Origin of the sequence: Flavobacterium difficile, assembly GCF_011392115.1 — a bacterium.
Taxonomy (GTDB): Bacteria; Bacteroidota; Bacteroidia; order Flavobacteriales; family Flavobacteriaceae; genus Flavobacterium; species Flavobacterium difficile.
This window is the reverse complement of record NZ_JAAJBT010000006.1, coordinates 63,540-88,321: the sequence shown is the minus strand read 5'-3', so window position 1 is coordinate 88,321 and position 24,782 is coordinate 63,540. Positions and strand designations below refer to the sequence as shown.

The window sequence follows — 24,782 nt, the reverse complement described above, 5'->3', positions numbered from 1 at the left end:
ATAAATATGAAATCACTTTTTTTAACTGCTATTTTAGCAATCACTTTAGTTTCTTGCAATCATAAAACTAAAGAAACGGAAAACAATACTTCAGTAAATTCAAATGAGATATTTGCTTGTCCAATGCATTCAGAAATTACTGGAAAAAAAGGGGAAGATTGTTCAAAATGTGGAATGGAATTAACTGTACCTGTTACTCAATCTGAGAACCAAAATGACGGAACTCAAGTAGACAAAGACACTGTAAAACAAACAAGTAATGAAACTGTAGAAAAAGTTGTTGAAACTAAAACTGCTACAACTTCATTTTCAATAAATGAAATCGTTACAAACTACTTGAAAATTAAAAATGCTCTAACAAAGGATGATTCCAACGGTGCTTCAAATGCTGGAAAAGTTTTATTTAAAACTTTAAATGTAACAAGTACTAATGATTTAACTTCAAATCAAAAAAAGGACTATCTTAAAATTGTTACTGAAGCCAAACAAAATACAGAACACATAAAAAATAATTCAGGTAAAATTGAACATCAAAGAGAGCGTTTTGAGTTGCTTAGTAAAAACATAAATGATTTGATTAAAATGTTTGGAACTAAACAAAAATTATATCAAGATTATTGTCCAATGTATAACGACGGAAAAGGTGGTGTTTGGATTAGTGAAACAAAAGAAATAAAAAACCCATATTATGGTTCTGAAATGTTAAGCTGTGGAACTATTAAAAAATCTTATTAAAAATGAAACTATACATTAAAAACATGGTCTGTGACCGATGTAGATGGGTAGTTAAAACAGAAATTGAAAAATTAGGCTTCAAAGCCAATGTTATTGATTTAGGTGAAGTTGAATTAGAAAACAGCATCGACAACCAAGAGAAACAACAAATTAAGGAAGCTTTAGAAAATTTTGGATTTGAATTGATTGATGATAAAAAAAGTAGAATAATCGAAAAAATTAAAACTTTGATTATTGATTTAGTACATCAGAAAAACAATGAACTTGCGATTAATCTTTCGGAATATTTATCAAATCAGTTATCACAAGATTATTCTTCACTTAGTAATTTGTTTTCAGAAGTAGAAGATGTTACTATTGAAAAATACTTTATTAGTCAAAAAATTGAAAAAGTAAAAGAATTATTAGTGTATGATGAATTAACATTGAGTGAAATTGCTTTTCAACTTAATTATAGTAGCGTGGCATATTTGAGTAATCAGTTTAAAAAAATTACTGGTTTTTCACCATCACATTACAAACAATTAAAAGACAAAAAGAGAAAACAAATAGAAGATTTATAAATATTACAATTCTTACCCAAAATTCCACAACATTGATGAACTCGTAATTGTAGAACTTTGTATTATAATTTTTAACAATTAAAATTCAAGATTATGACACACCAATATCAAATAACAGGAATGACTTGTAGCAGTTGTGAAGCTAAAGTAAAATCAGCTTTGCTTACAATTGAAAATGTAACAAGTGTTGAAGTTTCAAAAGATACTAATTCAGCAACAATTACAATGAATAAGCATATTGCATTATCCAATTTTCAAAAAGCATTAGATAATAAATATCAAATTTCTGCTGTAAATCATAGTGAAATTGAAGAACAAGCTAAATCGTGGTTAGAAACCTATAAACCAATTTTATTGATTTTTTTCTACATTAGCTTAGTAACGATTTTAATACAGATTAAAAATCAAAGTTTTAACTTAATGGAAGCAATGCAACATTTTATGGCAGGTTTCTTTTTAGTGTTTTCTTTTTTCAAATTGCTTAATTTAAAAGGATTTGCAGAGAGTTATGTTATGTACGATGTAGTAGCAAGAAAAATTCCAATTTGGGCGTACTTATACGCTTTTACAGAGTTAATGCTGGGTATAGCTTTCCTGACTGGTTTTAATCCGTTGACTACAAATAGTGTTACTTTTTTAGTAATGAGTATTAGTATAATTGGAGTATTGCAATCGGTTCTAAATAAAAAGAAAATTCAATGTGCTTGTTTAGGAGCAATATTCAATTTACCAATGAGTACCGTAACAATTATTGAAGATGCTTTAATGATTATAATGAGCGGATTAATGATAATCCACCTAATTTAAAATTACAATCAAAATTAAATATAAATGAATTCTATGAAAATAATAAATAATATAGATAAATTAGGAACAATTGGTATGTTCTTCACCGCAATATTTTCTCCTTGTTGCTTTCCTCTTTTTGCATTTGCAGCATCTGCTTTAGGTTTGGGTAGTTTTGAACTTTTTGGAGGCTGGACAATGTGGATTTTTCAAGGGATGGTTCTAATTTCTATTATTGGTTTTTTTCTTTCTTATCGCAAACATAAGTGTCTTTATCCTTTATTAATTTCAATTCCAAGTATGGTTATCATTTTTTACAGTTATTATTTTTGTAATAATGAGTATCAAGTTTATTTTTTATATACAGGTATGTTTGGGCTTCTTATTGCAACAATCGTAAATTATTACCAAAATAAATTACATGGAAATTGTAAAACGTGTGGAATATATGACGGAAAAACTGTTGAATTGAAATCGACAATAACTTGTCCAAAATGTGGACACAAAAAATCCAAAATGATGCCGACAAATGCATGTGAATTTTTCTACGAATGCGAAAATTGCAAAACAAGATTGCGACCATTAGAAGGAGATTGTTGCGTATATTGTAGTTACGGAAGTGTGAAATGCCCGCCAATTCAAGTTGGAACAGCATGTTGTTAAAATATAAAGTACTATTTATGAAAATTAAATTATCAATTCTAATAGCATTTACTACATTAAGTATTTCTGCTCAAAATATCGTACGATATGATTTATACGTACGTGATACAATTGTAAATTATTCTGGAAAAGAAAAAAGAGCGATTGCGGTTAATGGTCAAATTCCTATGCCTACGTTGACATTTACCGAAGGCGACATTGCTGAAATTTATGTACATAACGAATTAAAAGAAGAAACTTCTTTGCACTGGCACGGACTATTTTTGCCTAATAAAGAAGATGGTGTACCTAATTTAACACAAATGCCAATCAAACCTGGTACTACTCACAAATACACTTTTCCAATCATACAAAATGGAACACATTGGTATCACAGTCATTCAGGTTTACAGGAGCAAATCGGAATGTATGGAATGTTTATTATGAGCAAAAAGCAAAATGATAAAACATTTCGAAAAGGAATAGATGATTTACCAACTGTTCCAATAATTTTAAGCGAATGGACTGATTTAAAGCCCGAAAATGTCCATAGAATGTTGCACAATGGAACAGATTGGTTTGCTATTAAAAAAGGGACTACACAAAGCTATACAGAAGCCATAAAGCAAGGTCATTTCAAAACAAAGGTTGCGAATGAATGGAAACGAATGAATGCTATGGATGTAAGTGATGTGTATTATGAAAAGTTTCTTATTAATGGTAAAAATGAAAGTCAATTATCACAATTCAAAGGTGGCGATAAAGTTCGACTTCGCATTGCAAATGGTGGTGCATCATCCTATTTTTGGTTAACTTATGCAGGTGGTAAAATTACTGTTGTTGCAAGTGATGGAAACGATGTTGAACCAGTTGAAGTTGACAGATTATTAATTGCCGTATCTGAAACTTATGATATTATAGTTACAATTCCTGCTGATAATACTTCCTATGAGTTTTTAGCAACTCCTGAAGATAGAACAAAATCTGCATCATTATATATTGGTAATGGTATCAAGCAATTAATTTCTCCCTTACCAAAATTGAAATATTTTGAAGGTATGAAAATGATGAATGGTATGATGAAAATGAACGGAGATTTGGACGATATGGGAATGCAAATGTCATTGAACCAAATGGATATGAATGTAGTTATGTATCCAGAGATAACTGGTTTTGCAAAAACAAAAAGTATGGGCAATATGGAAATGAATAATGAACATTCCAGCCATAATCAAAATCAGTACAATGCTAATGCGTTATCAAATATTACGACGCTTAACTATGCAATGCTAAAATCTACAGAAAAAACAACTTTACCAAAAGATGCACCAGTAAAAGAACTTCGTTTTGAACTAACTGGAAATATGAATCGCTATGTTTGGAGTTTAGATAATAAGGTTGTTTCTGAAATAGATAGAATCTTAATTAGAAAAGGCGAAAATGTTAGAATTACGCTTTATAACGGTTCAATGATGCGACACCCAATGCATTTACATGGTCACGATTTCAGAATTATCAACGGTCAAGAAGAATATGCGCCATTAAAAAACATAATGGATTTAATGCCAATGGAAACTAATATAATTGAGTTCAATGCCAATGTAGAAGGTGATTGGTTTTTTCATTGTCACATTTTGTATCATATGATGGCAGGAATGGGAAGAGTTTTTACTTATGAAAACCAAGCTCCAAACCCTTTAATTTCAAATCCTAAATTAGCGCAAAGAAAATTATTTGCCGATGATAGAAGATTTCATTTTATGGCAGAAAATGATTTTGCTACAAATGGAAATGATGGTGAAGCAATGTTAGGAAACACACGTTGGAATATTGGAACAGAATGGCGTTTAGGTTACAAAGAGCATCATGGTTATGAAGTTGAAACTCATATTGGAAGATATATAGGAAAAATGCAATGGATAATGCCATTTATTGGTTTCGATTGGCGCTATAGAAAAATGGGAATTGATGAACATGAAACAAATCTTTTCAATCAAAACAATACTAAAGACAAACGCAGTGTTTTCAGTGCTGGTCTTGAATATACTATGCCAATGCTTATTAAAGCACAAGCTGAAGTATTTAACGATGGGAATTTCAGATTACAATTTGAACGAATGGACATTCCTGTTTCAAAAAGACTTCGAATGGATTTGTCATGGAATACTGATAAAGAATATATGGCAGGATTACGATATATTATGAAAAGAAACTTAAGTTTAACAACACATTATGATAGCGATATGGGGTTCGGTTTAGGATTGAATTTGAATTATTAAGAACTGTATATGCTTCTTATTTAGCATATAAACAACCATTGCAATGAAATGAAAAAAAATAGCAATGGTTGTTTAGATATTTTTATTTTAAGGAATTATGTAACTTTGCAATCGTATTAAATGATGTATTGAAAAAGGAATTATAAAATTAAATTTTCATTCCTGTGTACCTCATTTGTACCCTATTACAAAAACAACCATTAAAATCAATAGTTTAATATTTCTGTATCGGAAAATAGTAAAGTATAAAGTACAAAATTAGAAGTACAAAATTAGAAGTGAAACGAAACGGTGTTCCATAAAAATATTGATTTATATTAGTTTAAATTCATAAGACTTTACTCAGCGTGTTTTCATTTGGATACTATATTTCAAAAGCATTTAGCGTATGTATTCCATTTCTTCTGACTTTAAGTCGCATATACCACTATTCCACTCAAATAAATAAGATTAAGCCGATTAAAATTCTTAATCGGCTCATTCTTTTAAATGTTACTCTTCTTCATCATCTGAGTCGAATGCATCAAAATCAAAATCATCAAAGTTAATAGGGTCTTGGTAATCGTTCGGATTGGGTGGAACCGCACCTTTTGGATTAAACAACTCCCATTCATCCCAAATATAATTAGATGCATCAAAACTAGCTACCCAATCGATAAATTGCAATCGGAACTCTTCAATTTCTTGTCTAATTAATGGAATGTAGTTTTTGTCTTTAAAGTTGTCAAACATCCTCAAAGCGCCTACTTGCACGTACAAATCCATAGCTGCCTTTCTTATTAAAGCTGCATTTTGCATTCGAATACTGTATAAATCTCCACCTTCTGCTCCCATTATTTTTGCGCAAATTTGCATGGCATCACTAGTCATAAAGTGCTTGGTTTCATTTAAATATTCATCATCTTCAGGCAAAATAGACACCAAACTTTCAACCAGCTGAAAAATGTATTTGGCTTTCTTATAAATCGGTAAATTTTCATCTTTTGGACGTCTCATCAGTTCTTAATTATATCTCAATTCAAACTTATCAATAAAAAATTAAAAGTCATGAAGTATTTACAAAATTTTGGCACAGTTTTTAGTAGGTTATTTCGTATCACCTAATCATAAAAATTTGTTAATGGCGCACAATTACTTTTTACTTATTAACCAACCATTAAATACAAATTATTATGAACAAAAATTTCAAAACTGGAAGCGCAATTTTGCTTCTAACCCTAGCTATCGCTTGTAACAAAAAATCTGAATCTAATACAAGTGCAATGGATTTAGCTGTTGTAGATAGCAGCGCTGTAGCTAACGACATGAGTTCTTCCGCAGCAGTAGAAGACCAAAATTCCAAAAGAAAATTTATTAGAACTGCCGATGCGCGTTTTAAAGTCAAAGATGTCGCGCAATCGACTTACAAAATTGAAAATGTAACCAAAAGTTGTGGCGGATTTGTAACCCTTTCCGAGTTGCGAAGTTCAGTTACCGAAAACGATGAAACGCAAATAAGCCAAGATAGTTTATTGAAAACCACACGTTACGAAGTGAACAACACCATGTCTTTACGCGTACCCAATGTAAAATTAGATACCCTTTTACGAAGTTTAGCTAAAGAAGTTCAGTTTTTAGATTATCGCGTTATAAAAGCAGATGATGTAAATTTACAACTCTTGGCCAACGAATTGTCTCAAAAAAGAAATGCAACCACTTCTAAAAGATTAGAAACTGCGATCGATAAAAAAGGAAATAAACTGAAAGAAATTAATGAGTCGGAAGAAAATTTGGCATCAAAAAGAGAAAAGTCTGATGCTTCACTTATTACTAATTTATCCTTAAAAGATCAGGTGAACTTTTCAACGGTTACGTTAGAATTGTATCAAAACGAACAATTAAAATACGAATTGGTGGCCAATGAAAAAAATGTAAACGCCTACCGACCAAATTTAGGGATTCAGATATGGGAAAGCCTCAAAACTGGCTGGTTTGCTTTAGAAACTATTCTTGCCTTTTTGGTTCAATTGTGGCCTTTTTTTCTACTTGGATTTTTGTCATGGATGGGTTGGAAAAAATTTAAATCGACTTCAAACGTTATCGTTAACAAGTAATTAGCGCAAGAAAAATTTAATTTATTAGCTTTGAAATAAAAATGAAAGTTGGAATTAACGCCGTACAATACGATTTTCCTAAAATCTATTTAGATATTGAAGAGCTTGCTATTCAGAGACAAATTGAACCTGAAAAGCTTCAGAAAGGCTTAGGATTATATAAAATGAGTTTGTTGGATAGCAATCAAGATATTATTACACTTGGTGCTAATGCGCTTTACAAACTTTTAGTTCAGGAAAACATTACTTTGCCTGAAATTTCAAGGATTTATGTAGGAACCGAAAGTAGTTTAGATAATTCTAAACCCATGGCGAGCTATATTTTACAAATAGTTGAAGAAAAATTACAACAAAAAACTACCAATTGTGATGTGTTAGACATAACATTTGCTTGTATTGGCGGTGTAGATGCTTTACAAAATTGTTTAGATTTTGTTCGGTTAAACCCAAATAAAAAAGCGATTGTAATAACTACAGATAATGCCAAGTACGATTTAAATTCTACAGGTGAATACACTCAAGGTGCGGGAGCGATTGCTTTGTTAATTACTTCTAATCCTAAAATAATTGCATTTGATTCGGAATTCGGAATAGCGACTTCAGGTGTTTTTGATTTTTTTAAACCTAAACAATATATCGACAAACAAAAAATCACTTCAAGTGAAGCGAATGACAATTGGTTTGATATTTTAGAAAAAGAAATCACCATTATAAAAGAGCAACCGGTTTTTGATGGTTACTATTCTAATTCTTGTTACATTAATAGAATTACAGAAGCATTTGAACATTTTAAACAAGAAAACAACTATCAATTTGATGTGATAGAAAATTGGGATTTAATCTGTATGCATCTGCCCTACAGTTTTCAAGGCAGAAGAACCTTTGTAGAAATTTTCGCTACTGAATATCCTGAACTTTTAGAAAAGGAAAAGGGAGAAAATAAAGGAGAAAAAATAAAAGCGTTATCCAAATCAGAAGCGTATAAAAATATAGTGCAGCAAAAACTTCAACCTGCTGAAATTAGTTCAAGTGAAATAGGAAATATTTATACAGGTTCGTTATTTTTAGGCTTTTTATCTGCTTTGTATTTTTCAGCAAAAGAAAATAAAGTATTTAAAAATAATACAATCGGATTTATAGCCTATGGTTCGGGATCAAAATCGAAAGTTTTTGAAGGAAATTTAACTGAAAATTGGCAACAACAAATTCTAAAAACCAATTTGTTTGAAACCCTACAAAATAGAACAGCAATCGATTTTGAAACGTATGAAAAATTACATAAAAAAGAAATCAAGGAGCCTATTTTAAAAGCAAAATCGGAATTTGTTTTAGATTTTATTGAAACCGAAAATCCTCATCTTAAAGGAGCTAGATATTATAAGTTTGCAGAGTAAACTGATATCTTCAGTATAAAATAAAAAACCTGTCTATCTAAAAAAGAAAGACAGGTTTTTTTATGAAACAATTAGGATATTAATTTTCAGTATTCAGTTTACTGTTTTTGTAACTAAAAGCAAAGTAAATAACCAATCCGATTACTAACCAAACGCCAAACCACATCCAGTTAGAAACTGCCATTCCTGTTAACAAATAACAACAAGAAATTAAACCTAACAACGGAATTAACGATAAATTTTTAACTAAAGACAACACCATCATTACCAAAACTAATACAAAAAATACTACCATTGGGATATTTTTAGCTCTTGTTTCTGAAGAAGAAAAATCAAAGGTATCTGAAAAAAATCCAGGAACAAATGTATAAATCAAGAAAATTGAAATGGCAATTAATACTGGAAAAATAAACTTAGAATTGATGTAAGGCAAGTGAAATTTACCAGCTTCTTTTTCTCTTCTAGGAATTAACAAAACACCACCACAAACCAGTACAAAAGCGAACAAAGTCCCGATAGATGTAAAATCTAAAACAAAAGTTTTATCTGTAAAAATAATCGGGATTCCAACTACTAAACCAGTAATAAGGGTAGCATAAGAAGGCGTTTTATATTTGGGATGAATGGTTGAAAAACGTTTAGGCATTAGTCCATCTCGGCTCATAGTCATCCAGATTCTTGGTTGCCCCATTTGAAAAACTAACATTACACTTGTCATGGCTACCACTGCACAAATGGCCACTAAAAAATGCATCCAAGGTAAATCTAAATTTTCTTTTTCAAAGATAAAAGCTAACGGATCTCCAATTCCTTCAAAAGCTTTGTAATTAGCTGCACCCGTTAAAACCAAGGTTAATAAAATATAAACAATCGTACATATGACTAAAGAATAAATCATCCCTCTTGGTAAATCGCGTTGTGGATTTTTACTTTCCTCTGCCATTACACTTACCGCATCAAAACCAATGTAAGCAAAGAAAACACCACTAACAGCCATCATAACACCACCAAAACCATTAGGCATAAAACTCGGAATGCCTACAGAATTATCTGGTGTCCAATTCGCAAATAAATCATTTTTAAAAATTAAAAATCCACCAACAATAATGATAAGTCCCACTACGAACATCTTAATCCATACCATCAGATTACTAAAATTCTTGCTTTCTTTAACTCCTTTGTAAACTAAATAAGTAATAACTAAATTAATAAGTAAAGCAGGTAAATCTAAAATTATCTTTAAACCGCCAATTTCAGATGCCGTGGTCCATGCTGTTAAAGCCTCACCTTCAACATTTCCTTGAAAAGCTTTAGAAGCCTCCATATAACTTGTAGACAAATAAGCGGGTACATTTATGCCACATTGACTTAGTAATGAGGTAAAATAATCACTCCAGCTGTATGCTACATAAATATTTCCAATAGAGTACTCCATTATCAAAGCCCAACCTATAATCCAAGCAAACAATTCTCCAAAACTCGAATATGCATAAGTGTATGCACTTCCAGCAACTGGAATTCTACTTGCAAACTCTGAATAACAAAAAGCAGTAAAAGCACAAGCAACAGCTACAATTACAAATAAAAACACTACACCAGGGCCACCATTAAAAACGGCACTTCCTAAACTACTGAAACTACCAGCTCCTAAAATAGCCGCAATTCCAAAAAAAGTTAAATCTTTTACTGTCAATACTTTATTTAAACCTGAATGCTCACCGTCTCCACCTTCTTTTAAAATTGTTGCAATAGGTTTTCTTCTAAATAGTTTCATTTTTAGTATATTTGATTAGCAAGGCAAATATATAATTAAAATTGAAATTGCTTTAGCTATTTAAAACTAAATTACTATAATACAAAACTATTGTTTTATAAATTTATATAATAAAAACTTATTAAATATAAAGGTTAATATTATAATTTTGTAACTAAGAAACATCTAAAACAAAATATAATTATGGAAAACTACGAAAATGCTAACGGTACTGGAGGAGGAAAATGTCCTTTCTCTGGTGGTGCAACAAAGCAAACTGTGGGACACGGTACTAAAGTTCATGATTGGTGGCCAAATGCACTTAACTTAGACATTCTGCACCAACACGATTCTAAAACAAACCCGTTAGGAGAAAACTTCAATTATGCTGAAGAATTTAAAAAATTAGATTTAGAAGCTTTAAAAAATGATTTAAAAGCATTTATGACGGAAAGTCAAGAATGGTGGCCAGCTGATTGGGGACATTATGGCGGATTAATGATTCGTATGGCATGGCACGCAGCTGGAACCTACAGAATTGCAGATGGTCGTGGAGGTTCTGGAACAGGAAATTTAAGATTTGCCCCTTTAAACAGTTGGCCAGATAACGGAAACTTAGATAAAGCAAGAAGATTATTGTGGCCAATTAAAAAGAAATATGGAAATAAAATTTCTTGGGCAGACTTAATGATTTTAGCTGGAAATATGGCTTATGAATCTATGGGACTAAAAACATTTGGTTTTGCAGGTGGTCGTGAAGATATTTGGCATCCAGAAAAAGATATTTACTGGGGTGCAGAAAAAGAATGGTTAGCCAAATCAGGAAGTGAAGGAAGTAGATATTCTGGTGAAAGAGATTTAGAAAATCCGTTAGCTGCAGTTATGATGGGATTAATTTATGTAAATCCTGAAGGAGTAGACGGACAATCTGATCCCTTAAAAACAGCACACGATGTTCGAATTACATTTGCAAGAATGGCTATGAACGATGAAGAAACTGTAGCTTTGACAGCTGGTGGACATACAGTTGGAAAAGCACATGGAAATGGAGATGCAGCTGCTTTAGGTCCAGAACCAGAAGGCGGAGCTATTGAAAATCAAGGTTTTGGTTGGTTAAATCCTAAAGGAAATGGAAATGGTCCAGATACGGTAACAAGTGGTTTAGAAGGCGCTTGGACTACACACCCTACTAGATGGGATAATGAATACTTCAATTTATTATTAAATTATGATTGGGAATTAAAGAAAAGTCCAGCAGGAGCTTCACAATGGGAACCAATCAACATGAAAGAAGAAGACAAACCTGTAGATGCACACAATCCTTCAGTAAGAAGAAATCCAATCATGACAGATGCCGATATGGCACTAAAAATGGATCCTGCGTACCGAGTAATTTCTGAGCGTTTTCACAAAGATCAGGACTATTTCACAGAAGTATTTGCAAGAGCTTGGTTCAAATTAACGCACAGAGATTTAGGTCCGAAAGACAGATATTTAGGTGCAGATGTTCCAGCAGAAGATTTAATTTGGCAAGACCCAATTCCGAAAGTAGATTATACATTATCAGATTCTGAAATTGAAGAATTAAAAGAAAAACTACTAAATAGCGGTTTATCTAGAGCTGAATTACTAAATACCGCTTGGGATAGTGCCAGAACTTTCAGAGGTTCTGACTTCAGAGGTGGTGCTAATGGAGGAAGAATTCGTTTAGAACCACAAAGAAGTTGGGTAGCAAACGAACCTGAAAGATTAGAAAAAGTTTTAGCTAAATTAACTGAAATTCAGGCTGGACTAACTAAAAAAGTAAGTATTGCAGATTTAATCGTTCTAGGTGGAAATGCAGCTCTTGAAAAAGCAGCTCAAGAAGGTGGTTTCAATGTAAAAGTGCCTTTCCATGCTGGACGTGGTGATGCTACACAAGAAATGACAGATAGCGAATCGTTTGAAGTATTAGAACCAACTAATGATGCATTTAGAAACTTTGTAAAAACCAAATATGTTGTACAACCAGAAGAATTAATGTTAGATAAAGCACAACTTTTAGGATTAACAGCAGCAGAAATGACTGTTTTAATTGGTGGAATGCGTGTGCTTGGCACAAATTATAACGGAACGAAACATGGTGTTTTCACAAATAACGAAGGTGTGTTAAGCAACGATTTCTTTGTAAATCTTACTGACATGAATTACAGTTGGAAACCAGCGGGCGATAATTTATACCATATCGTAGATAAGAAAACAGGCGCTACTAAATGGACTGCAACACGTGTTGATTTAGTATTTGGTTCGAATTCTGTTTTAAGAGCTTATGCAGAAGTTTATGCTCAGGATGATAACAAAGAAAAATTTGTAACTGATTTTATTTCTGTATGGAATAAAGTAATGAATGCAGACCGATTTGATATCAAATAATAATTAAATTGTTTGCCACGAATTCACGAATTAAAGTTTTCTAATTATCTTAATTTATCGTTTAAGGCGATAATAATTCTAAGTAAATAGAAAAATGTGAATTCTTAGCTTAAATCATATTAAATCAATAAATTATCTAAAAGGCGATTTGGAAACAAATTGCCTTTTTTTCTATAAAACCAAATACAATTTTCATCATAAGTATCTCTTATTTGGACATAAGAAATTACAATACCTACCTTTTGAAATAGTTAGAATAATGCTTAATTTTGCACTCGAATTAAAATCATTAAAATTAACAAAAAAATTATGGCATTAGTAGGAAAACAATTCCCAAACATTACCGTTGACGCAATCTCAGAAATGGGAGACAACTTAAGAATTAACGTTTTAGAAGAAGCAACTAAAAACAATAAAAAAGTTGTTTTATTTTGGTATCCAAAAGACTTTACATTCGTTTGTCCGACTGAATTACACGCTTTTCAAGCTGCTTTACCAGAATTTGAACAAAGAAACACAATTGTAATTGGTGCTTCTTGCGATACAAACGAAGTACACTTTGCTTGGTTAAACACAGCTAAAAACAATGGTGGAATTGAAGGTGTTACTTATCCTTTGTTAGCAGATACAACTCGTAATTTAGCTAACGCATTAGATATCTTAGATGTAGCAGATGAATTCAATGAAGAAACTGGAGATTATTTATTAACAGGTTCAAATGTAACTTTCCGTGCTACTTATTTAATTGACGAAACAGGTAAAATTTTCCACGAAAGTGTAAACGATATGCCATTAGGTAGAAATGTAAACGAATATTTACGTATGATTGATGCGTACACGCACATTCAAACTAAAGGTGAAGTTTGCCCTGCTAACTGGGAAGCTGGTAAAGAAGCAATGAGCGCAGACAGATTAAGTACGGCAGCTTATTTGAGTCAAAACTAAAAAATAAGACAAGTAGCAATGTGTCGATAAGCCAATTATTGACACATTGTTTTTTTACACCAAAAAACTGGTACAACTTATCCCATATTTCGGGATTAACTTATTGACAAATTGATAATTAGAAAACATGTTCTTAGAATTAGAAAAAGATAATTTAGCTGAAGTAGTAGCTTCAAACGAAGTGGTTTTAGTACAATTTTCAGCATCTTGGTGTGGAAATTGCAGAATCATGAAACCAAAATTTAAAAAAATGGCTTCAGAAAACGAAAACGTTCCTTTTTTAGTAGTAGATGCTGAACAATTTACAGAATCTAGAAAATTAGCGAACGTAGACAATTTACCAACATTCGCAGCTTTTAAAAATGGTGTGTTAGTCAACCAAACACAAACTAATAAGGCAGAAGTTTTAGCAGAATTAGTGGCTGAAGTAATATAAAGGGAATTTAGGAAGTACGATTTAAGAAGTACGATTTAAGAAGTACGATTTACGAAGTACGATTTACGAAGTACGATTTACGAAGTACGATTTACGAAGTACAAATTAAAAAGTAGGATTTACGAAGTACGAAGTACAAATTTCAAAGTACAAAGTTCGAAGTTATTTTTATTCCTATCCTTTTGTTGCTTTGACAAGAATTAAATACCACTAACCCAAACAATACTCACAAAACATGAAATTACCTGTAATAAAACATTTGACCCAATTTGTAGAAGAAAACGATGCGGATTACCTTATTGAAACCATCGCGGTATTAGAACATTTAACAGAATTAGAATCTTTAAAAGACGAAGAATTAGATGTTATTGGCGAATTGATTTCTAACATGTATGGCGCCATTGAAGTGAATAAAATGGTTAAAGAAGGCAAAGACAAAAAAACAGCACTAAACGATTTTATGAAACGCGTTTTAGGTGCTATTGATAAATAATTCAAGCCTACTTAATAGTATCGACCATTAAGCAATTAAAGTGATTTAGAAATCCAACTAAATAAATTTTAATTCCTTAATGGTTTTTTAATAAAATAGTTATTGTTTAAAATACTTTTTCTTCAACCAAAACGCCACATTTACTAAAATTATCAAAGCTGGAACTTCTACTAAAGGTCCGATAACTCCGGCAAAAGCTTGTCCGCTATTGATTCCGAAAACGCCTATTGAAACCGCTATTGCTAATTCAAAATTATTTCCTGCAGCTGTGAACGATAAGGCTACTGCATCTCTGTAATTGGCACCAATTTTCTTCGATACGAAAAACATCAAGAAAAACATAATGCCAAAGAAAATTACTAACGGAATAGCAATTCGAACCACATCTAAAGGTAAATCTACTATCATTTCGCCTTTCAAACTGAACATGATTACAATCGTAAAAAGTAAGGCGATTAATGTGATTGGCGATACAAATGGAATAAATTTCTGATTGAAAAATTTCTCGCCCAAATACTTTTTAATGGCATATCGACTCACAACAGCCAATGCAAAAGGAATACCTAAATAAATTCCAACGGTTTGAGCTATTTCAGCAATCGTTACATTCAATTCTAAACCTTTAATTCCGAATAAAGGCAACATAATTTTCAAATAAAAATAGGCATACAAACTAAAAAAGAAAACTTGCAACAAACTGTTAATTCCAATTAAACCAGCAGTTAATTCGCGATTTCCTTCGGCCAATTCGTTCCAAACAATTACCATGGCAATGCAAGGCGCAATTCCAATAATAATTAAACCCGTCATATATTCTGGATAGTCTTTTAAGAAAAATGTTGCTAAAACAAACATTAAAAAAGGACCGAAAATCCACGTAATAAAAAAGGATGCGGTTAACAATTTAGGTTGTTGAAACATTTGTGGCACTTTAGAAAAATCAATTTTTGTTAAAGGCGGATACATCATCAAAATCAATCCAATTGCTAATGGAATATTTGTTGTACCCGAAGAAAATGAATTAATAAAAACAGCTGAATTCGGAATAAAATAGCCAATTCCTACTCCAATTAGCATCGCTAAAAAAATCCAAAGTGTTAAAAAACGATCTAAAAATCCTAATCTTTTTTTCATATGTTTTATTTTACCGCAAAGGCGCAAAGACAGTGCTTGGCTCGCGAAGTTTTAATTTATTTAATTTGATTGAAAAGGTATTATTGTTTTCTTTTTACCGCAAAGACGCAAAGAAAGCGCAAGGTTCACGAAGTTTTAATTTATTTAATTTGATTGAAAACGTAATACATTTCACTTGCAATTTGCAAACTACGTTCAGTATATTTTTCATTCATTTCTGCTGTACCATCAAAAGCCTTAGGATCTTCATATTTGATTGGAAATCGGGCTTCTGCGCCAAACACAATCGGGCAACCTTCATCCGCAGAATTGCAAGTCATAATGGCTCCGAAATTGGTTTTCGGATTAAAAACATCAAAATAAGTTTTTGAAAAAGCTATAATTGGAGCTTCATTTTCTGAATATTTTATAGCATAAACTGGATTTTCAGCTTCACTCAATTGTTGAATCTCAAAACCTTGATTAAGTAAAGTTTCTCCAACTTTCGGAAACATTGCAGTTACTTCAGTTCCGCCAGAATAACAAAATATAGATTTTATTCCGAAATGAAACGCCATAGTTTGTGCCCAAATTTGACTCAAATGACTTCTTCTCGAATTATGAGTACAAATGAAATTCAGGCGAATCACTTCATTAGAATTTACTTTTTTTTGAATATACTCTACCAAAGGTTGTATACCTACTTTTCGCTCTTCAGAAACAGAAATTTGTGAAATGATTTCTATTGTTTTGGATAAATTTTGAAACATCATCTAAATTTTAAAATATTTAATTAACAACAACCTGAATTTGGAGTACAACCTGATGTTTCTTTTGGAATCCACTCCCCTATTTTGACTTTCTTTTTTTCTGTTGGAATGCCACAATTGTCTTTGGCTAAACAATCCGTTAACTTCGATTTCAATTGAAAATTCGTACCCTCAAATTCTAAACTAAATTTTCCAATAGTTTCCTTCATTTGGTATTCCACTTCAATTTCTAAATCGGGAATTTGTAGTTTTTGTTCCGAAAGTTCAATAATATGAATCAATTTTTCTGGATGCAAACGGTGATCGTAATCATTCGCTTCCCAAAGTTGAAAATTTGCCACTTCTTCTGTACGAACTACTCCACCACAATCGATGAAGTTTTTAGTGATTTTGCCCACTTCTGTTACATGAAAATGATTCGGAACTAACTCGCCATTAGGCAATTGAAAAGCAATTGTGGAAAGCTTTTTAAGCTGATTTTTAACTTCTGATAATTTCATAATAATGTATTTAATTTAACAACATTTATTTTTTAATTTTAGTGAAATTCCTTCAAAATAACGTTCTATTTTCGTCATAGTTTCCGAATTGATGCAATAACAAATTGATTTTCCTTCAATGGTTCCTTGAATGATATTTGCGTTTTTCAATTCTTTTAAATGTTGAGAAATTGTAGGTTGTGCCAAAGGCAATTCGTTGACAATATCGCCACAAATACAAGAATCTACTTTTAATAAATACTGAATAATAGCCACACGAGCCGGATTAGCTAATGCTTTCAACAAATTAGCTATTTCATTTTGTTCGTCGGTGAAAGATTCTGATTTTGTAATTCCCATTTTAAAAACATATTTATATATTGCAATATTACGATAATAAAATGAATAAAAAAAATCTTCAAGAAAAAACAAGAAGATTTTAAAAAAGTTTTAATACCATTTTCTTTTCTTAAAATAAATAATCATGCCTAAAAGCAACAAAAACATCGCAGCTAAAATGATAAAATATCCGTATTTCCAATGCAATTCTGGCATATTATCGAAATTCATCCCATATACGCCAACAATAAAAGTTAAGGGCATAAAAAACACAGAAACTACGGTTAACGTTTTCATGACTTCATTCATTTTATGACTTTGCATTGAAAAATAAAAGGCTGAGGCACTTTCTAAGGAACTCAAATCAGCATCTACTTGATCTAAAAGTTCTAAACATTTTTGATGCAATCGAGAGAAAAAAGTATAGTTTTCTGGTTGAATGACATTAAAAACATCATCATCTTTCATACTTTTTATGGAATATAACGAATCGCGAAGAGGCACGATTGAACGGCGTAAAAAATTCAAATTATCTCTATGCAATTCAATATCTTCTAAAATATTTGGGTTAGGTTTGGTTTTGATTAAATCGATAACCGCATCAATTTTATTTTCTTCACTTTCAATGGTAATGTAGAAATTTTCCATAACAGCATCTAACAATAAATACAGTAAATAATCGACTTTTCTATCTCTTACAATGCCTGCATGTTGACGCATTCTTTCTCGAATATGCAAAAAGAAATCGCTCTTTTTTTCTTGGAATGAAAACAACAAACCATCACGTAAAATAAAACTAATCTGTTCGATATCGATTCCAGTAGATTCAGGCAATAACGATTTAATATTAAAAAATAAAGTATGATTGTACTCGTCAACTTTAGAACGTTTTAGAATGTTTAATATATCACCTAAAATGAAATCGTCAATTTTAAATTTTGCGCCAATTTCTTTAATCAAAGCAACATCTGATAATCCGTGCAAATTGATCCAATTGTTTTTATCAGATTCCATATGCTTATCCAACTGAAACAGTTTGATGTCTTCATATTCCGCTAATTCATCAGAATCATACACAAACAATTGCATTTCTGGTGTTGTATTTGCATGTTCACCCGTGTACTCAATTAGTGTTGGCACAACTTTTCGACCTTTTTTGTATAATAGTTTTCGCACTTTATATTAAATAAGTATTTTTACCTTTTACAAATATAACATTCTTATGCAAACCCTAATTATAAATATCAAACAATTACTACAAGTTAGAGCCACTTCTATTGAAAAGGTTTCTGGTTCAGAAATGGCAGATTTACCTCTTTTAGAAAACGCTTTTTTACTGATAGAAAACGATTTGATAACCGATTTTGGTTTGATGGCAAATTGTCCGAAATTAGAAAATGCAACTCTTGTTGATGCAACTGGAAAAATTGTGCTACCAAGTTTTTGCGACAGTCACACTCACATTGTATATGCAGGAAACAGAAGTGGTGAATTTGTAGATAGAATTAATGGTTTGTCTTATGAAGAAATTGCGAATCGTGGCGGTGGGATTTTAAATTCCGCTAAGAAATTAAACGAAACTTCAGAAGAAGAAATTTATAACCAATCGAAAAAGCGTTTGGAAGAAGTCATTGCTCAAGGCACAGGAGCGGTTGAAATCAAATCAGGTTACGGATTGACCGTTGAAGGCGAATTGAAAATGCTTCGTGTTATCAAGAAACTAAAAGAAAATTATCCCATTGCCATAAAGTCAACTTTCCTTGGTGCACACGCTTTTCCAACAGAATACAAAGAAAATCATCAAGCGTATATCGATTTGATAATTAATGAAATGCTGCCGAAAATCGCTTCTGAAAATTTAGCGGATTATAATGATGCGTTTTTAGAAACGGGTTATTTCAGTGTTTCAGAAACCATTCAAATTATGGAAGCTGGAAAAAAATATGGCTTAACGCCAAAAATTCACGTGAATCAGTTTACAGCCATTGACGGAATAAAAGCTTGTGTAGAAAACGGCGCTTTAAGTGTCGATCATCTAGAAATTGTAACAGAAGAAGATATAGAAGTTTTAAAAGATTCTGCTTGTATGCCAGTCGCATTACCAAGTTGTTCGTATTTTATTTCGATTCCGTATACACCAGCACGACAAATGTTAAACGCCGGTTTGCCTTTAGCTTTAGCTTCCGATTTTAATCCAGGAACCACGCCTTCTGGAAACATGCATTTTGTAGTGGCAACAGCTTGTATCAAAATGAAAATGACACCTGAAGAAGCGATAAACGCAGCAACTATTAATGGAGCTTACGCGATGGATTTAAGCGATTCTCATGGAAGTATCACAAAAGGTAAAAAAGCGAATTTGATTATCACTAAACCCTTACATAGTTTTTACGAAATTCCGTATTGTTTTGCTTCGAATTTAATTGATAGTGTTTGGTTGGATGGGGAGAAAGTACACATTTAATTTAAACCCTCGAAGGGTTTTGAACCCTTCTAGGGTTTAAATTATTTTGTTATATTTGTATTATACACGCCATAAAAAATTAATACAAATGCAAATAGTTACACCAATAATTGCCGGAAATTATTATCATATCTACAACAATGGAAATAATGGAGAAAACATCTTCTTTGATACTGAAAATTACTATCACTTTTTAAAACTTTACGCAAAATACATTAATCCAATTGCAGATACTTATGCTTGGTGTTTGTTGAAAAACCATTTTCATATTGCTGTAAGAATAAAAACTAGTGAAGAAATTTTTGAAGATGAATTATCATATACAACTGTTGAAAAACCAAAAGTTATTGATGCTTCGAAACAATTTTCTCATTTCTTTAATGCTTACACACAAGCTATAAATAAAAAACACAAAAGATCTGGAAAAATTTTTCAATCGAAGTTTAAAAGAAAACGAATTGATTCAGAAGAATATTTAAAAAAACTAATTTATTACATACACAACAATCCTGTACAACACGGTTTTTGTAAAAGCATGAATTTGTATCCTTGGAGTTCATACGAAACAATTATTTCAACAAAAAATACAAATTTAAAAAGAAATGAAGTTGTTGATATGTTTGGAAATATTTCAAATTTTATTGAATTTCATAATTCAAATTTATCTTCAATTGAATTTTATCAAGAATTTCATTAACCCTTCGAGGGTTTAAAACCCTCGAAGGGTTAATGAAACTAAAACTCCGCTTCCACCAAAATCTCCATTACTTCTTTAGTAACCGGATGTTCAAACTGAATCCATTCGGCATGTAAATGCAATCTATCGGCTTTCGTACCGTATAAATCGTCGCCAAAAATTGGAGTTTTTAATCCTAAATTATGTGAAGCATGAACTCGTAATTGGTGCGTTCTTCCAGTTATTGGGTAAAAATGAACTTTCGTTTTTCCGTTTTTGACTTCAATAGTTTTCCATTTGGTTTGCGCGGGTTTTCCGTGTTCGTAACAAACTAATTGTCTAGGTCTATCCTCTAAATCTACTCGTAAAGGCAAATCGATATAACCATAAGATTTTTCTAATAAACCATCTAATAAAGCTACGTATCGTTTCTTAATAGTTCTATTGATGAACTGACTTTGTAATTGCACCGCTGTAACTTCATTTTTAGCGATTAACATAATTCCGGAAGTGGACATGTCTAAACGATGTACAATTAGCGGACCAGAAGCATCAGGATATTTCTCCTTCATTCGAGCATAAACAGAATCGGAAATGGTTTTTCCTGGAACCGATAAAAATTCAGTGGGTTTATTTACTACAAGCATTACTTCATCTTCGTACACAATTTCAATATCTTTTCCTTCCGCATGATTCATTATAAACGGATTGTCTTCCATTTCTATACCTTGCAACATATGTCCCATTAAAATAGGTTCGCATTTACTCTTGCATGATGGATAAAATTGCTTGTGTTGTCGTATTTCTAAATTTGGCGATTGTCCCCACCAAAATTCTGCCATACAAATAGGGTTCAAATTATGTTGAAAAGCGTAATGCAATAACTTTGGAGCGGCACATTCTCCTGCTCCTGCTGGTGGATTATTATTAAATATTTCACCTAAACTTTTCTTTTCTTTATATTGATTGTAAAACGAATATTCAGCAAATAATTTTTGTTGTAAAGCTGCAGATTTCGCCTTTCTTTCTTCTTTTAATTGCATCAATTCATTTGAAAACACCAAACCTTTTTCTTCTAAAGCTTGTAAAGTTAATTTCCAATATTTTGTCATTTTCTTTAACAAAATGCTTTCCTTTTTACTTTCTTCAGACAATTCAAAATTAAAAGCTTCTAATTCTTCCTGATTTAAAGTCGATTCGATTTGAACTCTTCTGGCATCACGTAGTGTTTTCTGTTCTTTTATTCTATTTTTCTGATTTTGCAATTCTGTTTCAGCTTGAAGTTTTTTTGCATTATAATTTTCTATTTCTTTCAAATAATCTTCAGAAACTTCTAACGCTTCAATTTCTCGATTATAAGCATTTAACAGTTCTTCTTCTTTACGAAAAAAACTATTTTCGGTTAACATATCAAAAACAGTTGGAACAAAATAATTATGCTGATTTTCATTGGCTAATTTCCCTGAAAACGCCCACAAATAACCTAATTCGTCTTTTTCATTTTGACAAACCAAAACGCCAAACATTTTACCTATAACCAATCCTGATTGACTTTCATCTAAACCAAAATTATGCTCAAAATCAGATTGGGTTTCTAAGTAATTCTGCAAAGCCGAAGCTGCAATTTTACTTAATGGATGTGGTTGATAATAAAACGGAAAGGTAAATTTTTCAGGCAAAGAAATTCCTGAAATGTCGGTTTGAAAAGGTTGAAAAAAATGATTTTGCATTGGGCAAAGATAAAGCAATAGAATTGTATTACCAATTAGACTATATATCCCAAATTAATTTATAAATATTTGCCACGAATTCTCGAATTAAATTTTGACTAAAAAATTTGTTCATCTTTGATGAAATTCGAATTAAATCTAATGTTTATAAAGAAAAATTAGTGTATGCGTGGCAAAATGTGCAAGGTTCTGAGAATTAAATTCTCAAACCATAAAAAAAACACTCAAACATTTTTTTTTACTATTTGCTTATTTTATTTTTGCAAGAATATTTTAAAATCCAAAACGAGAAATGGGAAGAGCGTTTGAATTCAGAAAAGGAAGAAAAATGAAGCGTTGGTCGGCAATGGCCAAAGCGTTTACCAGAATTGGTAAAGATATTGTAATGGCAGTTAAAGAAGGAGGTCCAAACCCTGATGCAAACTCACGTTTAAGAGCAATCATACAAAACTCAAAGGCCGTAAATATGCCAAAAGAGAACGTGGAACGCGCCATCAAAAAAGCAACAGATAAAGACACTGCCAATTATAAAGAAATTTTATTTGAAGGTTACGCACCACACGGAATTGCCATCTTAATTGAAACCGCGTCAGATAATAATAACAGAACGGTTGCCAATATTAGAAGTTATTTCAACAAATGTAACGGAACATTAGGAACGCAAGGTTCAGTGGAATTTATGTTTGATCATACATGTAATTTCCGTATTCCTGCTGCTGGACAAGATATTGACGAATTAGAATTAGAAATGATTGATTTTGGTGTAGAAGAAATTTTCGCTGATGAGGAAGACGGCATTTTAATGTACGCTCCTTTCGAAAGTTTCGGAGCCATTCAAAAAGAATTAGAAGCTAGAGGTTTAGAAATTTTATCTTCTGGTTTTGATAGAATTCCACAAGTTACAAAAGAATTAACACCAGAACAAGTAGCAGATGTGGAGAAATTATTAGAAAAAATTGAAGAAGACGACGACGTAATGAACGTTTTCCACACCATGGTTGAGAATTAATATTTAGTTTTCAGTCGCAGTTTTCGGTATACAGTTTATGCAGAATTTATTATTTTAAATTCTGCATTTTTGTTAAACTAAAACCGTATCCCGCAACTGTGACTAAAAACTGAAAACTGTGACTGTGACTGTGACTGTGACTGCGACTGCGACTGAAAACTCTGACTGAAAACTTAAAGAAATGAACATCAAACTATTAGCCATTGGCAAAACCGACAATAAAAACCTACAAGCGTTAATTGACGAATACACGAAACGACTGGGATTTTATATTAAGTTCGAATTGGATGTTATTCCTGATATCAAAAACGTTAAAAACTTATCGGAAAGTGAACAAAAAGTAAAAGAAGGTCAGCTTATTCTATCCAAATTAGCACCCACCGACCAATTGATTTTATTGGACGAAAACGGAAAAGAATTTAACAGCGTTGGTTTTTCTGATTTTTTACAAAAGAAAATGAATTCTGGAATTAAGACTTTAGTTTTTGTAATTGGCGGCCCTTATGGTTTTTCAGAAGAAGTGTATCAAAAAGCACAAGGAAAAGTGGCGTTATCTCAAATGACTTTTTCACATCAAATGGTTAGATTATTTGTGATTGAACAAATTTATAGAGGTTTTACAATTTTGAATAATGAACCATATCACCATAATTAAAAGAAACAAGTAAAAAGTAAAAAGGTAAAAGTGACGCGCTAAGAAGTTAGTTTTTAAACTGACAAATTAATTTCACACACTCTACAGCTTCTTTCACATCATGAACGCGTAAAATATTTGAACCTTTTTGCAAACAAAAGGCGTGTAAAAAAGTGGTTCCATTTAAAGCTTCTTTAGGTGAAATTTCCAAGGTTTTATAAATCATCGATTTTCTTGAAATTCCTGCTAAAATCGGTAATTCGTGAAAATGTAGTAACTCTAAATTTTGTAATAATTCGTAATTGTGTGCGATGGTTTTCGCAAATCCAAATCCAGGATCGATGATAATATCGTTTAATCCAAAACTTCTGGCTTTGGCAATTCGTTCCGAAAAATAAAAATTCATTTCTTTTAATAAATCGTCATAATTTGCTAAGCTTTGCATCGTTTGTGGCGTGCCTTTCATGTGCATCATTATGTATGGAACTTGCAATTTCGCGACCGTTTCCAACATTTTATCATCTAACAAACCTGCCGAAATATCATTAACAATTGCTGCACCATTTTCTACGGCTTGTTTGGCAACTTCACTTCTAAACGTATCAATCGAAAGTAAAATATCTGGAAACTTCTCTAACAACAACCTCACAATTGGTATCACTCGATTCAATTCTTCAATTTCCGAAACAAATTCAGCTCCAGGTTTACTCGAATAACCACCCAAATCAATAAACGTAGCACCGTCGTGAAGCATTTTCGCAACTTGACTCACAATTTCATCAGAATTGGTCAGTTTGCCACCATCAAAAAAAGAATCTGGAGTAACATTAACAATTCCCATTACTTTAGGTGTTGATAAATCGACAAGTGTTCCCTTACAGTTTATTGTTGACATAGTATTTTTTACTTATATTTGAAGTTTGATAATTTAGCCACGAATTCTCGAATTACTATTCTTTCAAAAAAATTAAAAATCAACTTTGTCGATAATAATTCGAATTAATTAATCAAAAACTTAAAAATTAGTGCATTCGTGG

General features: G+C 31.8%; 24 protein-coding genes and 1 pseudogene. 16 read left to right on the top strand and 9 right to left on the bottom strand.

Annotated elements, in window-relative coordinates:
• The first annotated feature begins 6 nt into the window (after positions 1-6).
• From G4D72_RS10430 to G4D72_RS10410, 6 genes and pseudogenes are all read left to right on the top strand, one after another.
• Complete coding sequence (locus G4D72_RS10430; protein ID WP_166077638.1) at positions 7-735, top strand: DUF3347 domain-containing protein; 729 nt, start codon at positions 7-9, stop codon at positions 733-735.
• Between the two features lie 2 nt (positions 736-737).
• The gene (locus G4D72_RS10425) at positions 738-1,298 is read left to right on the top strand and encodes a helix-turn-helix domain-containing protein (protein ID WP_166077637.1); all 561 of its coding nucleotides are present in this window, start codon (positions 738-740) and stop codon (positions 1,296-1,298) included.
• Positions 1,299-1,391: 93 nt separating this feature from the next.
• Positions 1,392-2,105 (top strand): heavy-metal-associated domain-containing protein, encoded by a 714-nt coding sequence (locus tag G4D72_RS10420; RefSeq protein WP_166077636.1) that lies wholly within the window; start codon positions 1,392-1,394, stop codon positions 2,103-2,105.
• Between the two features lie 24 nt (positions 2,106-2,129).
• Positions 2,130-2,477 (top strand): annotated as a pseudogene (locus G4D72_RS13435) (MerC domain-containing protein); the annotation flags it as partial.
• A 51-nt stretch (positions 2,478-2,528) separates the two neighbouring features.
• Positions 2,529-2,747, top strand: coding sequence for a GDCCVxC domain-containing (seleno)protein (locus tag G4D72_RS13430; protein ID WP_317165245.1), 219 nt, complete (start codon positions 2,529-2,531; stop codon positions 2,745-2,747).
• A 17-nt stretch (positions 2,748-2,764) separates the two neighbouring features.
• A complete protein-coding gene (locus tag G4D72_RS10410) occupies positions 2,765-5,005 on the top strand; it encodes a multicopper oxidase domain-containing protein (RefSeq protein ID WP_166077634.1) in 2,241 nt (746 codons plus the stop codon).
• A 492-nt stretch (positions 5,006-5,497) separates the two neighbouring features.
• Here G4D72_RS10410 and G4D72_RS10405 read toward each other — a convergent pair whose 3' ends face one another.
• The gene (locus tag G4D72_RS10405) at positions 5,498-6,001 is read right to left on the bottom strand and encodes a hypothetical protein (protein WP_166077633.1); all 504 of its coding nucleotides are present in this window, start codon (positions 5,999-6,001) and stop codon (positions 5,498-5,500) included.
• 176 nt (positions 6,002-6,177) lie between these two features.
• On the opposite strand from G4D72_RS10405, the gene G4D72_RS10400 reads away from it, so the two are divergent.
• Positions 6,178-7,098 (top strand): DUF4349 domain-containing protein, encoded by a 921-nt coding sequence (locus G4D72_RS10400; protein WP_166077632.1) that lies wholly within the window; start codon positions 6,178-6,180, stop codon positions 7,096-7,098.
• Between the two features lie 41 nt (positions 7,099-7,139).
• Positions 7,140-8,492, top strand: coding sequence for a hydroxymethylglutaryl-CoA synthase family protein (locus G4D72_RS10395; RefSeq protein WP_166077631.1), 1,353 nt, complete (start codon positions 7,140-7,142; stop codon positions 8,490-8,492).
• A 79-nt stretch (positions 8,493-8,571) separates the two neighbouring features.
• On the opposite strand, the gene G4D72_RS10390 is transcribed toward G4D72_RS10395, so the two are convergent.
• Complete coding sequence (locus G4D72_RS10390) at positions 8,572-10,266, bottom strand: APC family permease (RefSeq protein ID WP_166077630.1); 1,695 nt, start codon at positions 10,264-10,266, stop codon at positions 8,572-8,574.
• Positions 10,267-10,449: 183 nt separating this feature from the next.
• Between G4D72_RS10390 and katG the strand changes: the two genes are divergently transcribed.
• The 4 genes from katG (at position 10,450) to G4D72_RS10370 (ending at position 14,531) form a co-directional block, all read left to right on the top strand.
• On the top strand, positions 10,450-12,657 hold the full coding sequence (gene katG / locus G4D72_RS10385; protein ID WP_166077629.1) for a catalase/peroxidase HPI: 2,208 nt from the start codon (positions 10,450-10,452) through the stop codon (positions 12,655-12,657).
• A 309-nt stretch (positions 12,658-12,966) separates the two neighbouring features.
• Entirely contained in the window at positions 12,967-13,602 is a 636-nt protein-coding gene (locus G4D72_RS10380; RefSeq protein ID WP_166077628.1) for a peroxiredoxin, read from the top strand.
• A gap of 127 nt (positions 13,603-13,729) precedes the next feature.
• On the top strand, positions 13,730-14,038 hold the full coding sequence (locus G4D72_RS10375) for a thioredoxin family protein (protein WP_166077627.1): 309 nt from the start codon (positions 13,730-13,732) through the stop codon (positions 14,036-14,038).
• 235 nt (positions 14,039-14,273) lie between these two features.
• On the top strand, positions 14,274-14,531 hold the full coding sequence (locus G4D72_RS10370) for a DUF6952 family protein (protein WP_166077626.1): 258 nt from the start codon (positions 14,274-14,276) through the stop codon (positions 14,529-14,531).
• 99 nt (positions 14,532-14,630) lie between these two features.
• Here G4D72_RS10370 and arsB read toward each other — a convergent pair whose 3' ends face one another.
• From arsB to corA, 5 genes are all read right to left on the bottom strand, one after another.
• Entirely contained in the window at positions 14,631-15,665 is a 1,035-nt protein-coding gene (gene arsB / locus G4D72_RS10365) for an ACR3 family arsenite efflux transporter (protein ID WP_166077625.1), read from the bottom strand.
• Positions 15,666-15,805: 140 nt separating this feature from the next.
• Entirely contained in the window at positions 15,806-16,414 is a 609-nt protein-coding gene (locus G4D72_RS10360; protein ID WP_166077624.1) for a low molecular weight phosphatase family protein, read from the bottom strand.
• A 23-nt stretch (positions 16,415-16,437) separates the two neighbouring features.
• Complete coding sequence (locus G4D72_RS10355) at positions 16,438-16,914, bottom strand: DUF6428 family protein (RefSeq protein ID WP_166077623.1); 477 nt, start codon at positions 16,912-16,914, stop codon at positions 16,438-16,440.
• A gap of 15 nt (positions 16,915-16,929) precedes the next feature.
• The gene (locus G4D72_RS10350) at positions 16,930-17,253 is read right to left on the bottom strand and encodes an ArsR/SmtB family transcription factor (RefSeq protein ID WP_166077622.1); all 324 of its coding nucleotides are present in this window, start codon (positions 17,251-17,253) and stop codon (positions 16,930-16,932) included.
• A 90-nt stretch (positions 17,254-17,343) separates the two neighbouring features.
• A complete protein-coding gene (gene corA / locus G4D72_RS10345; RefSeq protein WP_166077621.1) occupies positions 17,344-18,408 on the bottom strand; it encodes a magnesium/cobalt transporter CorA in 1,065 nt (354 codons plus the stop codon).
• A gap of 46 nt (positions 18,409-18,454) precedes the next feature.
• Between corA and hutI the strand changes: the two genes are divergently transcribed.
• Together hutI and G4D72_RS10335 are read left to right on the top strand one after the other, a co-directional pair.
• Entirely contained in the window at positions 18,455-19,696 is a 1,242-nt protein-coding gene (gene hutI, locus G4D72_RS10340; RefSeq protein ID WP_166077620.1) for an imidazolonepropionase, read from the top strand.
• A gap of 88 nt (positions 19,697-19,784) precedes the next feature.
• Positions 19,785-20,393 carry a hypothetical protein gene (locus tag G4D72_RS10335; RefSeq protein WP_166077619.1) on the top strand — a complete coding sequence of 203 codons (609 nt, stop codon included), beginning with the start codon at positions 19,785-19,787 and terminating at the stop codon, positions 20,391-20,393.
• A gap of 38 nt (positions 20,394-20,431) precedes the next feature.
• Here the strand turns inward: G4D72_RS10335 and G4D72_RS10330 are convergent, their stop codons facing one another.
• Positions 20,432-22,102 carry an RluA family pseudouridine synthase gene (locus G4D72_RS10330; RefSeq protein WP_166077618.1) on the bottom strand — a complete coding sequence of 557 codons (1,671 nt, stop codon included), beginning with the start codon at positions 22,100-22,102 and terminating at the stop codon, positions 20,432-20,434.
• 292 nt (positions 22,103-22,394) lie between these two features.
• On the opposite strand from G4D72_RS10330, the gene G4D72_RS10325 reads away from it, so the two are divergent.
• Entirely contained in the window at positions 22,395-23,111 is a 717-nt protein-coding gene (locus tag G4D72_RS10325; protein ID WP_166077617.1) for a YebC/PmpR family DNA-binding transcriptional regulator, read from the top strand.
• A 181-nt stretch (positions 23,112-23,292) separates the two neighbouring features.
• On the top strand, positions 23,293-23,766 hold the full coding sequence (gene rlmH, locus G4D72_RS10320) for a 23S rRNA (pseudouridine(1915)-N(3))-methyltransferase RlmH (protein WP_166077616.1): 474 nt from the start codon (positions 23,293-23,295) through the stop codon (positions 23,764-23,766).
• 46 nt (positions 23,767-23,812) lie between these two features.
• Here rlmH and folP read toward each other — a convergent pair whose 3' ends face one another.
• On the bottom strand, positions 23,813-24,640 hold the full coding sequence (gene folP, locus G4D72_RS10315; protein WP_166077615.1) for a dihydropteroate synthase: 828 nt from the start codon (positions 24,638-24,640) through the stop codon (positions 23,813-23,815).
• Positions 24,641-24,782: the final 142 nt, after the last annotated feature.